Annotated in this window: 12 protein-coding genes; 8 read left to right on the top strand and 4 right to left on the bottom strand. The window is 61.4% G+C overall.

Annotated features, from left to right (window positions below):
- Positions 1 to 17: 17 nt before the first annotated feature.
- On the bottom strand, positions 18 to 917 hold the full coding sequence (locus tag V1290_RS14270; protein ID WP_334365001.1) for a hypothetical protein: 900 nt from the start codon (positions 915 to 917) through the stop codon (positions 18 to 20).
- 270 nt (positions 918 to 1187) lie between these two features.
- Here V1290_RS14270 and V1290_RS36525 point away from each other — a divergent pair, with 270 nt between their 5' ends.
- The 5 genes from V1290_RS36525 (at position 1188) to V1290_RS14290 (ending at position 7780) form a co-directional block, all read left to right on the top strand.
- A complete protein-coding gene (locus V1290_RS36525) occupies positions 1188 to 1544 on the top strand; it encodes a CPCC family cysteine-rich protein (protein ID WP_442894989.1) in 357 nt (118 codons plus the stop codon).
- 231 nt (positions 1545 to 1775) lie between these two features.
- A complete protein-coding gene (locus V1290_RS14275; protein WP_334365002.1) occupies positions 1776 to 2621 on the top strand; it encodes a metallophosphoesterase family protein in 846 nt (281 codons plus the stop codon).
- Positions 2622 to 2896: 275 nt separating this feature from the next.
- The gene (locus V1290_RS14280; RefSeq protein ID WP_334365003.1) at positions 2897 to 4207 is read left to right on the top strand and encodes an adenylate/guanylate cyclase domain-containing protein; all 1311 of its coding nucleotides are present in this window, start codon (positions 2897 to 2899) and stop codon (positions 4205 to 4207) included.
- Between the two features lie 51 nt (positions 4208 to 4258).
- Positions 4259 to 4384 carry a hypothetical protein gene (locus V1290_RS14285; protein ID WP_334365004.1) on the top strand — a complete coding sequence of 42 codons (126 nt, stop codon included), beginning with the start codon at positions 4259 to 4261 and terminating at the stop codon, positions 4382 to 4384.
- A gap of 66 nt (positions 4385 to 4450) precedes the next feature.
- The gene (locus V1290_RS14290; RefSeq protein ID WP_334365006.1) at positions 4451 to 7780 is read left to right on the top strand and encodes an adenylate/guanylate cyclase domain-containing protein; all 3330 of its coding nucleotides are present in this window, start codon (positions 4451 to 4453) and stop codon (positions 7778 to 7780) included.
- A 21-nt stretch (positions 7781 to 7801) separates the two neighbouring features.
- Here the strand turns inward: V1290_RS14290 and V1290_RS14295 are convergent, their stop codons facing one another.
- Positions 7802 to 8287: a Crp/Fnr family transcriptional regulator gene (locus V1290_RS14295; protein ID WP_334365007.1), complete on the bottom strand. Its 486-nt coding sequence runs from the start codon at positions 8285 to 8287 to the stop codon at positions 7802 to 7804.
- A 136-nt stretch (positions 8288 to 8423) separates the two neighbouring features.
- The gene (locus V1290_RS14300; protein ID WP_247518417.1) at positions 8424 to 8741 is read right to left on the bottom strand and encodes an ArsR/SmtB family transcription factor; all 318 of its coding nucleotides are present in this window, start codon (positions 8739 to 8741) and stop codon (positions 8424 to 8426) included.
- A 71-nt stretch (positions 8742 to 8812) separates the two neighbouring features.
- Between V1290_RS14300 and V1290_RS14305 the strand changes: the two genes are divergently transcribed.
- From V1290_RS14305 to V1290_RS14315, 3 genes are all read left to right on the top strand, one after another.
- On the top strand, positions 8813 to 9778 hold the full coding sequence (locus V1290_RS14305; protein WP_334365009.1) for a threonine/serine dehydratase: 966 nt from the start codon (positions 8813 to 8815) through the stop codon (positions 9776 to 9778).
- 196 nt (positions 9779 to 9974) lie between these two features.
- Entirely contained in the window at positions 9975 to 11000 is a 1026-nt protein-coding gene (locus V1290_RS14310; protein WP_334365011.1) for a Fe(3+) ABC transporter substrate-binding protein, read from the top strand.
- Between the two features lie 208 nt (positions 11001 to 11208).
- Entirely contained in the window at positions 11209 to 12855 is a 1647-nt protein-coding gene (locus tag V1290_RS14315; protein WP_334365012.1) for an ABC transporter permease, read from the top strand.
- Between the two features lie 384 nt (positions 12856 to 13239).
- On the opposite strand, the gene V1290_RS14320 is transcribed toward V1290_RS14315, so the two are convergent.
- Positions 13240 to 13893 (bottom strand): GNAT family N-acetyltransferase, encoded by a 654-nt coding sequence (locus V1290_RS14320; protein ID WP_334369026.1) that lies wholly within the window; start codon positions 13891 to 13893, stop codon positions 13240 to 13242.
- Positions 13894 to 13895: the final 2 nt, after the last annotated feature.

The following is a 13895-nucleotide window of genomic DNA, read 5'->3' on the forward strand; positions in this document are numbered from 1 at the left end:
ATCTTGTTAATAGGTCCCTACCTCGTCGTGTGCGAAAAACTTTCGGACAGCGCTTGACTTGGGACGAGAGGACAATTCTCTGGCGCTCGATCATCGGGAGGGCGAGTGTCGAACGCAGGGTAGTTCACGTTAAAACGAATATCCCCGACGACTGAGGGAACCGGCCCGCGGTAGAAATCTCCCGGCCCAGTCAAAAGTGCCGAGATATACGTCGTCCGCCGAAAAATTAATAAGGGATTGAAGAGCCCAACGCCAAGCCGGTTGATGTCCAAATAATAGCTGAAACTTACAAATCCGCCCTTTCTTGCAACCGTCTCGTACGGGTCCGGGCGCACGTTGGTGTTTCGATATTGAGCCCCAAACGAACGAAGCAATGCGTGCGAGGCTGCAACCCTCTCGTAGACAGAGGGCTTTCCATCGATCAGCCTTTCGAACAGCTCATCGAAACGAGCCCTAGCTTCCTGGTCATTCGACGTAAAACTACCCGGCGTGTTTGACGATAGCTCCTTCGCACGCCGCAAATAGTCGCGATATTGGACGTTCGATACCGGACCAAAGGAGCACTCATCCTGTTCACCGTTCGTAATATAGGTAAGCAACAGCGGCCCGCCGTAGGCGGCCGCAAGAACCAGCATGATCGCCAAAGGTAGCCATTTCCGCACTCTCAATGTTCGTCGGCTAATCCAAACCCCGAGAAGTGCAGCCACCAAAAATGGCGGAAGATATAGGTAAGAGCCGGGCAAACCCTTCTGAATGGCGAAAATCGTCGCGCCGATCGAGATCATAACGGAAACTATAATGCCGCGCCTGTAGCCCAGCATCGCGCTAGCTACCCAGCCAATGACTACTCCCGGAATAGCGGCGAATAGGAAAACTATTATCCATACCCAAACGATAAAGATGACGGTCCCCGTCATGACGACCTCTCGCCTGTTGTCGCCGCCACTCGTAGATCAGAACCGTCGCTCATACGTCCATTGAAACGGTAAAACTTGAATCAAACGACTGCTTTGGGTCAAAATGCGACATCGCCGGCCTAAGAATGCGCATCCGCTTTTCCCCCAAGATCGGACTTTACAGGTCGATGCAGCCACTTCTGCCCAGGGCCAGAAGCCGAACCGAGACGGCGTCTTTTCAGCAAGGGCCCCATGACAAACCATCGGGCTTACAGGTAAACTCCCCTCCCAATGCCGCCCAGCCCTTTATTCCCTTGTCCGTGCTGTGGATTTCCCACTCTTTCCGAGAGGAGTGCATGGGAAATCTGCTGCGTTTGCTGGTGGGAAGATGATGGTCAGGGCGATGTAAGCGTCAATGAGGTTTGGGGAGGACCGAACGGGAGCTACTCGCTCGCCGCAACGCGCGCGAATTTTTTCTCGCATGGCCACATGTACGACCGGGGAAAAGGAATCCAGATCGTTGAGCGACCCTCAATAGAGCGAAGCGCATTGCTATCCTACGTTCGCGGCGTGCTTGACTCTCATGAGGCTCTCGACCCAGGCAAGCTTCAAAAGTTGATCAATGCTGATCGAGAGGCGCGCAATTGATTGGCCCTTTTTGGGGCGCACGCGAGTCCGTTCAGGGTCATTCGCGTCGATTTGCCATATCTACGATATGTCCGATATCCGGCCCATTTCGGACCTGCCAGTAATCTTTCTATCGGGGGACCGGTCCTGTCTGAACATCAGGGTCGGCACAAATCTTGCTCGAATCCCCTCTGCCTGAATGCATCCGACTGCGGATCGCCTGTTTCCCGGGCATATTTGGATTTGATCATCATGCGCTGCCTCGTTGTTGCCGATCTGCATTATTCGTTGCCGCAATTTGACTGGCTGCTCGCGGCGGCTCGTGAATTCGACGTGGTCATCTTTGCCGGCGACGCGCTCGATATCTCCTCGTTCGTCGACTTCCGCGCGCAGATTCTGGTGGTGAAAAAATACCTGTCGCTGCTGTCCCAAGAGACACGCGTCATTCTCTGCTCCGGCAATCACGATCTCGACGACCGCAGCGCCGAAGGCGAGAAGATCGCGCGCTGGATCGGTGACGTCCGCGAGCTCGGCATCGCCTGCGACGGCGACAGCCTCACCGTCGGCGATACGCGCTTCACGGTGTGTCCGTGGTGGGATGGGCCGCTGGTCAAGAGCCGCATCGAAACCCAGCTTCGTGATGCTGCGCTCGAGCGGGTGGATCGCTGGATCTGGGTGCATCACGCGCCGCCTGCGAATTCGCCAACGAGCTGGGGCGGCAAGCGGTTCTTCGGCGACGTCGAACTGGTGCAATGGATCGCGCAATACCAGCCGTCGATGGTGATATCGGGCCATGTGCATCAGTCGCCCTTCATCCCCGACGGCGCGTGGTTCGACCGCCTCGACACAACCTGGGTCTTCAACACCGGCCTGCAGCATGGCCGTCCGCCGGTCTATATCGTGATCGATCTCGACGAGAGCGCAGCATTCTGGATTGCCGCCGGTGAAGCGCAGCGCATCGATTTGCGCGCGCCCTTGCGGCGGCCGGCGAAAACGATCGAGACGCCGCCGCCTTGGCTTATATCCTTGGGTCGGATCGCCGATCCGCTTTTCTCCTCATCGACAAGCGCCGGAGAAGTTCGAAAAAGGCCCGTGTGACAGCGCAGGACTGCATCCATATCGTTCGTTGGACGCTCGTGGGTCCTGCGCTACGAAGTACGAGGCCCACCACTCGGCCACCGCGCGACCATGCACGGAGCAGCACATTGAAGCTGGCTTGTGTGATGGCTGTTCTGGTAAGCAGCAGCCGATTACCGCATGCCGAAGCCGAGCTACGCGGTTTTGGCTTCCGCGCACCGCGGCAAGCTGGTAAGATTTAGATCGCACCTGCTCACCGGAAGCCGATCACGCCACGTTATGTGAAGTGATGTGCAATGGTTCCGAAAACGCAATACGCAAAGAGCGGTGATGTTCGCATCGCCTATCAGGTTGTCGGCGAAGGGCCGTTCGACCTCGTGTTCGTTCCCGGTTTCATTTCCAACCTCGATGTCGCTTGGGAAGAACCCTATCGTGCGCGAGTCTGGACCCGCTTGGCGGCCTTCGCCCGCCTGATCATGTTCGACAAGCGCGGCACCGGGCTTTCTGACAGGACGGTTGGCGTGCCAACCCTGGAAGAGCGCATGGATGACGTTCGCGCCGTCATGGATGCCGTGGGCTCGGAGCAGGCCGCCCTGTTCGGCATCTCCGAAGGCGGCGCGATGTCAGTCCTGTTCGCGGCCACCTACCCGGAACGCACCCGAGCACTGGTCCTGTATGGCGCCTATGGCCACTTCCGCTCGTGGGTTTTGGCGCCGGACGAAATCGAAGGCGCCCTGGAACGCATGGAGAAGAATTGGGGGACCGGCGAGAGCCTCCGTTTGTTCGCGCCCAGCGTGGCATCAGATGAGACGTTCAAGCTGGCATGGGCCCGCTTTGAACGTCTCGGTGCAAGTCCCTCTGCGGTCGTCGCACTTATGAGAATGAACAGCGAAATCGATGTCCGTCCAGTCCTACCGTCGATCCAGGTGCCAACGTTAATCATTCATCGACAAGGGGACGTTCGCGTCAACGTTGAAGCCGGCCGGTTCATGGCCCGGCAAATCCCCAACGCAAAATATCTTGAACTGCCCGGCAGCGATCACCTGTTGTGGACTGGCGAAACAGAACGGGCATTGGATGAGGTTGAGGAGTTTCTGACAGGATCGCGGTGCGCAATCGAATCTGATCGCGTGCTCGCCACGGTTCTGTTCACTGACATTGTGAACTCAACCAAGCGTGCCGAGACGATCGGGGATCGCGCATGGCACGATGTGCTTGACCGGCACAACGCTCTCGTGCGGCGGGAGATCTCGCGACATAGAGGGCATGAAGTAAGGACAATGGGAGACGGCTTCCTGGCAACCTTTGACGGGCCGGCTCGATCAATCCGGTGCGCGCTGGCGATCAATGAGGGCGTTGAAGCGCTTGGGCTGCAGGTGAGGGCCGGCCTTCACACCGGCGAGATCGAAATCACCGATACTGATCTGAGCGGCATCGCGGTCCACATTGCATCACGCGTTGCGACGATGGCAAAGCCCGGGCAGGTTCTGGTGTCGAATACCGTCCGTGATCTTGTCGCAGGCTCGAACATCCGGTTTCACGATGAAGGCAGTCATTCCCTCAAGGGCATCACAGAAAGCGTCAGATTGTTCGCAGCCGAACGTTAGTGGCGCAACGCGCGTGTTGCGCAACGAGTTGTCGTGTTGCTTTGAAGACAGATGCTGCGCGAATTTTTGTCGCCGGCTCCCGTTCAATTTGCCGGCGTCGTCGATCATATCAGCCTGGTTGTTGCACGTGATTTTTCGATGAGCCCGCAGCCCAATACCGCATCCCGCAAATATTGAATGGCATTTTTTTAGCAGTAGTCCAAAATCCGGCCAGCCGCCAGCCAGAACAGTTCGGTGGAGCCAATGCAGCAGATTGCAGACTGGCTCGAGAAGCTTGGGCTTGGACAATACGCGTTGCGTTTTGCCGAGAATGGAATCGATATCGGTGTCCTTCCCGAGCTAACGGATCAGGACTTCGACAGACTCGGAGTCCTGCTCGGCCATCGCCGCAAGATGCTGCGCGCGATCGCCGAACTCAAGCAAGTCGAATTAGTCGACGAGCCGGCTCGTCAGCATAATGCCGAGCGACGCCACCTCACCGTGATGTTCTGCGATCTGGTCGGCTCGACTGAGCTGTCTGCTCGCCTTGATCCAGAGGACATGTGGGAGGTGATCCGCGCCTATCGGACGGCCTGCGCCAGAGTTATTACCACCTACGACGGCAGCATCGCCAGGTTTGTCGGCGACGGAGTGCTCGCCTATTTTGGTTACCCCCGCGCGCACGAGGATGACGCCGAGCGCGCCGTGCGAGCCGGGCTCGACATGATCGCCGCAATAAGGCCGCTCGAAACGCGCGCGGAACAGGTTGAGGTGCGGATCGCGATCGCGACTGGACTTGTCGTGGTGGGCGACCTCATCAGCGGAGGCGCGTCGGAGCAGCAGGCGATGGTCGGCGATACGCCGAACATCGCCGCCCGGCTCCAGGGCCTGGCTGAGCCGGGGGCGGTTATCGTCGCTGCTTCGACGCGCGAGCTGCTTGGAGAATTGTTCAATTTCCGTGGCCTCGGCATGCGCCAGGTCAAGGGCATCTCCGAACCCATCGCGGTCTGGGCGGTCGAAGGTGGGGCGGCGTCGGAGAGCCGCTTCGAGGCGGTGCGCACGGCGCGCTCGCTGGGCTTTGTCGGCCGTAAGGCAGAAATCGAATTCGCGCTCTCGCGCCAGCAGTTGGCGTGGCAGGGGCAAGGTCAGGTGGTGTTGATTTCCGGCGAGGCCGGGATCGGCAAATCGCGCCTGGTCGCAATGCTCTGCGAGAACCCTGTGTTGGGGGCACACTGCCGGGTGCGGTATCAGTGCTCGCCTTACCACATCAACAGTGCGCTTCATCCCTTTGTCGCTCAACTCGAGCGCGGCGCCGGTATCAGGTCACAGGACACGCCCGAGCAAAAGCTCGACAAGCTTGAGGCAATGCTTGCACTTGGAACGCAGCAGGTGGCCAACGCGGCACCGCTGATCGCAGCACTGCTTTCGATCGCAACGGGCGAGCGCTATCCGCCGATCGGCTTGAATCCGGTGCAGCAGCGGCGACAGACGTTCGCCGCCCTCCTCGATCAGCTCGAGGGTTTGGCCCGGCAGCAACCTGTGCTGATCGTCTGCGAGGATATGCATTGGGCCGACGCCACGACACTTGAGCTGTTCGATCTCGCGGTCGACCGGATCAGGGGCTTGCCGATCCTCGCGCTCATGACTTTCCGGCCCGAGTTCGAGCCGCCTTGGGCGGGTCTCGCCAATGTCAGCCTGCTGCGGCTCGACCGACTTGACCGGCAGGACGCGCGCACTCTGATCGAGCAGGTGACCGTCGGTCGACAGCTGCCAGGCGAAATGATGACGCGGATTATCGACAGGACGGATGGCATCCCGCTGTTTATCGAGGAACTGACCAAGACAATACTGGAATCCGGACTGCTGGTGGAAGATGCCGGGCGCTATCGCCTTGATCGTCCGCTACCGCCACTCGCCATTCCCGCGACGCTGCAAGACTCGCTGATGGCGCGCCTTGACCGACTGGCGCCGGTCAAGGAAGTGGCACAGATAGGCGCCGCCATTGGCCGCGACTTCTCATACACATTGCTGCGGTGTGTGGCAGGGCGCGATGATCTGACGCTGAACACCGCGTTGAGGCAACTGGAAGAGGCCGAACTGCTATTGCGCCGCGGGACGCCGCCGGATGCGAGCTACAGCTTCAAGCACGCGCTGGTCCAGGAAGCGGCGTATGAGAGCCTGCTCAAGAGCCGCCGGCAACTGCTGCACAAACATATTGGCGATGTGCTGCGCGATCAGTTTCCGGCCATCGCCGAGACCGAGCCCGAAGTCGTGGCCTATCACTTCACCGAAGCGGGACTCGACGGGGTTGCTCTCGATTGGTGGCTCAAGGCAGGCCAGCAGGCGCTCAAGCGCTCCGCCTATACCGAGGCAATCGCGCATCTCGGCAAGGCAATTGCAATTGCCGACGGGCTGCCGGATGACCCGGGCCGAACCATGAGCCGGCTTCATCTTCAAATCATCTACAGCCGCGCACTGCGGGGCAGCCTCGGGCACAGCGCGCCCCAAACCGTCGCCGCATGGACGCGCGCCCGGCAGTTCGCGGCTGATATCAATGATCCGGTTGAGCTGGCGCCGATCTATTCGGGATTGTTCAATGCCTGTCTGACGCATGGCGAGATCGCGCCGATGTGGGAGTTGGCGGATGCAACCATGCACGCCGCCAATAGACATCCGGACTCCCCAGTGGCCGCAGTTGTCGCGCATTGGACAAACGGGGCGACCTGCTGGTTCGGCGGCGACTATATGAACGCGAGAACGCATCTTGAGCAGGCGCTTGCGGCCTATGGTGCGGAACCGAATCTGGAGACCTTCAGGGCTTCAACGCTGGACCTGCCGTTCGTCATCATGAGATTTCTTGCTCTGGTGCTTTGGCCGATCGGACAGGTTGATCGCGCCCGCCGGCTCGCCGCGGAAGCGGTGCGTTCCTCGGGAGAAAAGCGAGCGCTCTCCCAAGCCAATGCGCTCGTCCATAAGGCGGTTTTCGACGGACTGTGCGGCGGGCCGTTACAGCAAACAGAGACAATCCTTGCGCTCGCCCTCGCTCGCGACCATACGATGCCGTTGTATGTAGCCGCGGGCACATACCTCACTGGCCTTGCAAAGTGGCGCGCCGGCGACCGAGAGGCCGGGCTTGCGGAAATGCGTCGAGGTTGGACCTTGCTGCATGAGAATGACTGTTACCTTTGCGAACCCTTTTGGGGAATGCAGGTTGCGATGGCGAATGCAGCGGCAGGACAAACGGACGCTGGGTTGGAGATACTGCGCGAGTTGATCGACGTGACAGAACAGTCTGGTCAGCATTGGCTCGATGCCGAACTGCATCGTGCTCGGGGTGAGCTTCTGTTGCGTCGCGACCCGACGAACCTCTACGGGGCCGAAGGCGCCTTTAACCGGGCGCTTGAGATAGCCCGAAGCCAGCAGACGAAAGCTTTCGAATTGCGCAGCGCAATTGGACTTGCGCGTCTTTGCATCAACAACGGCCGGGAAGCGGCCGGATCCGAGGTGGTCGCGCGAGCGCTCGTCGATTTTGAAACGGGGCAAGACTTCCCCGAAATCGAACAGGCGAAGAAACTGCTCAGGACAAGGCGCTAGCCGATGCTTCTGCCAATGCGGCTAGAGTCTGGAGTCGGATTGCCGATCCGAGCCTGGCGAAACCTGCGTCGGCGGCAGGTTGATCATGCTCTGCAGGAGTTCGCCGACCATCGAGAGATGGTTACCGTGGTCACCATACTGATGCATGAGATCGGCGAGATAGGTGGTCGCGACATTGAGGCGCTGCGCAAGCAACCGCGCGATCAACAGCGCCACCGCCGGCTGGTCGCGCAGGAACGCCGCGGCGTCGTCGAACTCGTAGACCACCGAATCGGAAGCGGCGCGCACGGTCGCTGTATGGGGCTGCTCGAGCAGCACCGACATTTCGCCCAGCATCGCCCCCGGCTCGCTGAGGACGGCCACGACGCTGTCGCCCTTGATGACCTCAAGCCGCCCTCGGATCAGGACAAAGAGATGCCCGGTCTTGCCGCCCTCGTCAATGAGAACGGTGCTGGCCGGCACCTCCCGTTCCACTCCTCCGGTGCAATAGTCCAGTACCGCGCGCATTGGCATCATCTCCGCTCTAGCCAAGACTAGGCACTGATGATGCCAACGTCGAACGGATAACGTGCGCTTCGCTGCTCAAAATGTCGGCACGGAGCGCCCAGCGTCGGCGCGCGCTGGCGCAGCCCACGACCGAACATCAGATCTTTTCGAGCATGGCGGCTTTCAGCTTGGCGATGCGCGCTTCGTCGCGCTTGTAGAACGTCCACTGCTTGACGCGCTTGGCGCTCACCAGTCCCGCCTGCGACAATATCTTCAGATGCTCGCTCACGGTGGGTTGGCTGACGCCGAGCTTTTCGGCAATCAAGACCCCGCACACGCCGTCCTTGACGAGGTCGCCGTCGACCTGCGGGCGAAAATGCGCCCGGGGGCGTTTCAGCCATTCCAGGATCAACAGCCGCCGATCGCTGGCGAGCGCGCGAAAAGCAGACTCGACGTCATCCTCGAAAGAAGCCATATTGCTAATTAGCTAAATGACTAATTCATGTCAATCGAGCCTTGATCGACAAAGCCTTGGGAGTCGTTGCAATGGATGCCTCAGCGGATGTCGTAACGTCGGAATTGATCGTCCAATGCGAGCGGCTGATCCGGCCCTTTATCCGGCGGACGCCGGTCGTCGAGGTCGATGGCGCCGAGTTTGGGCTTCCCGGCCGTCCGCTGACGCTCAAGCTCGAGCTTCTGCAGCACTCCGGCTCGTTCAAGGCACGCGGCGCTTTTGCCAATCTATTGACCCGCGATGTGCCGCAGGCCGGCGTCGTCGCGGCGTCGGGCGGCAACCATGGCGCGGCAGTCGCCTATGCCGCGATGAAGCTCGGCAAGCCGGCCAAGATTTTCGTTCCGAGCGTCGCTTCGCCGGCGAAGGTGCAACGCATCCGCGACTATGGCGCCGACCTCGCGATCGAAGGCGACCGCTATGCCGATGCGCTCGCGGCAAGCGAGATATGGGCGCAGCAAACCGGCGCATTGCCGGTGCCGGCCTTCGACCAGAAGGAAACCATGACGGGACAGGGAACGATCGGCCTTGAGCTCTCGGAGCAGGCACCGGACATCGATACCCTGCTTGTAGCGGTGGGCGGCGGCGGGCTGATCGCCGGGATCGCGGCCTGGTATGCCGGCCGCATCAAGGTGGTCGGCGTCGAGCCGCTTGCATCGCCCACGTTGACCAGGGCCCTTGAAGCCGGCCATCCAATCGATGCCGAGGCCGGCGGGCTGGCTGCGGATTCGCTTGCGCCGCGGCGCGTCGGCGAACAGGTCTTCCCGATCGTCCAGAAATATGCGCGACAATCCGTACTGGTTTCCGACGCCGCGATCGCCGACGCACAGGCGACGCTTTGGCGCGCCTTGCGCATCGTTGCAGAGCCGGGCGGCGCAGCAGCGTTCTCCGCGATCCTGTCGGGCACCTACAAGCCCGCCGCCGGCGAACGCGTTGGTGTCATCATCAGCGGCGGCAACACCGCCGCTGTCGATTTCGACCTCGCTGCTGACAGCCGATAGGTCGTGCCCCGGTTATCTGCGCCCCCGCCGTGCTTCACGGGTTGCATGGTGCGACAGCTCGCCATGTTTGGAATCGCTCTAAACTATAGCGTGGAATCCTTCTAAATCGAGCCGTTCGCGACATCCGGTCGCTGACGGCACCATGGCCGCTGCGCTACTGAGACGGGCATCTTCATCAGCTTAGTCGGGCAGCCCCATGATCAATATTCGCGCTACCGCCGCAACCGCAGCGTTGCTTTGTCTTACCGCGTTCGGAGCCTCGACGGCGTTCGCCGACGGCGAGGTCAACGTCTACACCTACCGCGAAACCAAGCTGATCCAGCCGCTGTTCGATGCCTTCACCAACGACACCGGCATCAAGGTCAATGTCGTCTCCGCGAGTTCTGGTCTCGAGCAGCGCATGAAGGCGGAAGGCGCCAACAGTCCCGCCGACGTACTGCTGACGGTAGACATCGGCCGCATCGACGAGGCCGTGCAGGCCGGCGTCACCCAGCCGATCAAGTCGGTGGTGATCGACGAGATCGTGCCGGCGCAATATCGCGATCCGGACGGCCACTGGGCCGGCATTTCGATGCGCGCGCGGGTGATCTACGCCTCGAAGGACCGCGTCAAGCAGGACAAGATCACCTATGAAGAGCTCGCCGATCCCAAATGGAAGGGCAAGATCTGCATCCGCTCCGGCCAGCACATCTACAACAACGGGCTGTTCGCGGCGTATACCGCCAAATACGGCGAGGCCAAAGCCGAGGAATGGCTGCGCGGCGTCAAGGCCAACCTGGCGCAGAAGCCCTCCGGCGGCGACCGCGAAGTCGCGCGCGATATCGCGGCCGGCAAATGCGACATCGGTGTCGCCAACACCTACTATTGGGCGCTGATGATGAACAACGATCCCGAGAAGAAGCCGTGGGCGGAAGCAACGAAAGTGGTCCTGCCGACCTTCGAAGGCGGCGGCACCCATGTCAACCTCTCCGGCGTGCTGCTGGCCAAGCAGGCGCCCAACAAGGCCAACGGCGTCAAGCTGATCGAATGGCTGGTCGGTGAAAACGCGCAAAAGATCTACGCCGACTCAAACTACGAGTATCCGGTTCGCGCCGGCGTCGCCGTCAATCCGACGATTGCAGGCTACGGCAAGCTCAATGCCGACCCGCTGCCGATCGCCAAGATCGCCGCCAACCGCAAGGCGGCCTCGACGTTGGTGGACAAGGTCGGATTCGATAATTGAACGGCTGCTATCTTCTTTGAAGTAGAACCGTGAGCACGCACCACGCACCGCTGCGTTCCCTCCCCCCTTGCGGGGGAGGGTTAGGGAGAGGGGTAAGCCACACGGGCAGCATCGCTCGCGGCCAGCCCTCTCCCCCGCCCTCCCCCGCAAGGGGGCAGGGAGCCCACCTGCACAAGCGGAGAGGCCTTAGCCCGCTTCGTGTGTCGACGTGAGTCCCGTCACGCGCCCGGGCCGCATCGCGGCAGCGATTGCGGTTGCGACCGCCATCCTCGTCGCAGCCCCCGTCATCTCGATCATTGCGCTCGCGCTGCAGCCGGCGCCTGACGTCTGGCAGCACCTGATCGACTACGTGCTACCGGCCACCATCCTCGACACCGCGCTCCTGCTCGGCGGCGTCGCTGTCCTGTCGCTTGCGATCGGCACCGGCACCGCGTGGACGGTTTCGCTGCATGAATTCCGCGGCCGGAAAATGCTGCTATGGCTGCTGCCGCTGCCGCTTTCGATCCCGACCTATCTCGCGGCTTACGTCTATGTCGACCTGTTCGAGCCGCTGGGCCTGGTGCACAAGACACTCGCGCACTGGCTTCCACTGCAGGACGCCGTGCGCATGCTTCCGAATTTGCGCTCGCTGCCGGGCGCGGTCGTTGTGATCGCGCTGGTGCTTTACCCCTACGTCTATCTTTCGGCGCGCACGATGTTCCAGTGCCAGAGCGCGGAGTTCGCCGAGGCCGCGAAGACGCTCGGCGCCAGCCGCTGGACCACCTTCTGGCGTATCTCGCTGCCGATGGCACGTCCCGCGCTGGCGGTCGGCGTCGCGCTGGTATCGCTGGAAACGCTGAACGACATCGGCGCCAGCGAGTATCTGGGTGTCCGTACCCTCACGGTGTCGGTGTTCACGACCTGGCTCAACCGCGGCAGCCTCGCCGGCGCCGCGCAGTTGTCCTGCTTCATGCTGGCGATCGTGGCCGGTCTGATCGCAGTCGAACGTTACGGACGCCGCAATGTCACGACGGAGTTTTCCGCCGAAAGCCCGCGGCTCACGCCGCGGACCCGACTCGCCGGCATCAAGGGCGGATGTGCATTCGCGGCCTGCCTGCTGCCGGTGGTGCTGGGATTCCTTGTGCCGCTATTGTACCTCGCGCAGCAGAGTTTCAAGCGCGGGCTTTTTGCCAATTTCGACGCAGCGCTGTGGCGCGATGCATTCAACTCGGTCGCCTTCGCAAGCATTGCCACGTTGACTGCGCTGCTGCTCGGCTTTGCGACCATTCTCGCGTGGCGCTGGCGGCCGAATGGGTTGCGCTTGGTCGCAATGAACATCGCGCAGACCGGCTACACGCTGCCGGGGCTGGTGCTGGCGCTCGGCCTGCTCGCACCGGTGCTCGCCATCGACAACGGACTGAACGCACTCGCCGGATGGCTTGGACGATCGCTGCCGGGATTGATCGTGGTCGGCTCAGGTGCTGCCGTGGTGATCGCCTATGTGATCCGGTTTCTGGCGGTGCCGACCGGATTCATCAAGGCAGGGTTCGAGCGGATCCCGCACGACTACGACGACAGCGCACGCGCCGCCGGCGCCGGCCAGACCACGACGATGCGGCTGATCCATCTGCCGCTCTTGCGCCCCGCCATGCTCGGCGCGGTCATCGTCGTATTCGTGGATTGCCTGAAAGAGTTGCCGGCGACGCTGCTGTTGCGGCCACTCAACGTCGAAACGCTGGCGACCTCGATCTACCAGTACGCCAGCCGCGGCAGTTTCGAGGAAGGCGCGCTTGCCGCGCTCCTGATCGTTGCCGCCAGTATCGGCCCGGTGGCGTGGCTGACGCGATTTTCGGACGTACCGGCCGGGCCGGCGTGAAGTTGAGATTTCCGTCGTCCCCGCGAACGCACTAGTGGATGCACACATGTTGCAGTGCGATTCAGGCTTCATATGCAATTTTAGAATCGAAGATGCGAGCTCATCGAAATTTTGGAATCGAGGCTGGCGTTTTCGCGCAAGATCGGAGTCCAGCGCTTCGGTGGGGTGGAGAGCGCGCGCAGCAAAACTACGTCGCAACACTTGAGAAGTGCAAAAACCCTTGGCTTTTCATGAGTATTTGCGGCGCAACAAGTGTGCATGCCCTAGTGCGAACGCAGGGACCCATAACCACCGGCCGTTGTTGTTACGAAGGCAACTGGCCCCAGCGCCAAAAACGAGAGGCCGCGGAGTATGGGTCCCTGCGTTCGCAGGGACGACACGCGTCTAAATTCCGCGCACAAATCGCCGGAAGCCCGGCGAACCGGTCAACGCTTCGAACGCCGGATCGCGTTTTTCTTCGGCGAATGCAAAACCCGCCTTCGCATAACACCGTTCCGCCGCCTCGTTGCCGATCAGAAACGAGATCGATGCGTGATTGAAGCCCGCAGTCTTTCCGGCAGCCAGAGCATGCCCGATCAGCGCCTGCACCAGCCCCCGCCCGCGATATTCCGCCAGTGTGGCGACATGTTCGATCAGCCAGTCGCCCTCGCCGCCCTGCACCCAGCAATTCGCTCCATAGGCGCCGCGCCGGAAGATCGCCTTCAGATCGACGGCGCTCAGCCCTATCGCGGTCGCCACCTCCTGGATCGCCGCCCGCGCGGCGGTCTCGGTGCCTTTAGCGGGCAGCGCGCAGAGCGATGCCGCCGGCTCACCCTCGACTTCAGCGACGATGAATTGGGTGATGTGCCACCACGATTGCGTTGGCGCGATCGCGATGCATTCGACGAACGCAAGGCATTGCGGCTCGTCCCAGCCAAGCGCGATGTCGAACCAGCCGCGCGGGAACGGGCCGCGCTGCGAGGACAGGATGTTGCGGGCAATGAAGCTTGCGTCTTCGGGACGCGCGGGACGGATCGCAAGTTGCGACCGCCCCGCCATCA

It is taken from the genome of Bradyrhizobium sp. AZCC 1578 (genome assembly GCF_036924675.1).
Taxonomy (GTDB): Bacteria; Pseudomonadota; Alphaproteobacteria; order Rhizobiales; family Xanthobacteraceae; genus Bradyrhizobium.

Bases quoted from the DNA above. Each gene is read 5' to 3' on its own strand.
- V1290_RS14280 (WP_334365003.1), top strand. From the start codon at position 2,897: ATGGTTCCGAAAACGCAATACGCAAAGAGCGGTGATGTTCGCATCGCC.
- V1290_RS36525 (WP_442894989.1), top strand. From the start codon at position 1,188: ATGCCGCCCAGCCCTTTATTCCCTTGTCCGTGCTGTGGATTTCCCACT.
- V1290_RS14295 (WP_334365007.1), bottom strand. From the start codon at position 8,287: ATGCGCGCGGTACTGGACTATTGCACCGGAGGAGTGGAACGGGAGGTG.
- V1290_RS14320 (WP_334369026.1), bottom strand. From the start codon at position 13,893: ATGGCGGGGCGGTCGCAACTTGCGATCCGTCCCGCGCGTCCCGAAGAC.
- V1290_RS14310 (WP_334365011.1), top strand. From the start codon at position 9,975: ATGATCAATATTCGCGCTACCGCCGCAACCGCAGCGTTGCTTTGTCTT.
- V1290_RS14290 (WP_334365006.1), top strand. From the start codon at position 4,451: ATGCAGCAGATTGCAGACTGGCTCGAGAAGCTTGGGCTTGGACAATAC.
- V1290_RS14300 (WP_247518417.1), bottom strand. From the start codon at position 8,741: ATGGCTTCTTTCGAGGATGACGTCGAGTCTGCTTTTCGCGCGCTCGCC.
- V1290_RS14270 (WP_334365001.1), bottom strand. From the start codon at position 917: ATGACGGGGACCGTCATCTTTATCGTTTGGGTATGGATAATAGTTTTC.
- V1290_RS14275 (WP_334365002.1), top strand. From the start codon at position 1,776: ATGCGCTGCCTCGTTGTTGCCGATCTGCATTATTCGTTGCCGCAATTT.
- V1290_RS14285 (WP_334365004.1), top strand. From the start codon at position 4,259: ATGCTGCGCGAATTTTTGTCGCCGGCTCCCGTTCAATTTGCCGGCGTC.
- V1290_RS14305 (WP_334365009.1), top strand. From the start codon at position 8,813: ATGGATGCCTCAGCGGATGTCGTAACGTCGGAATTGATCGTCCAATGC.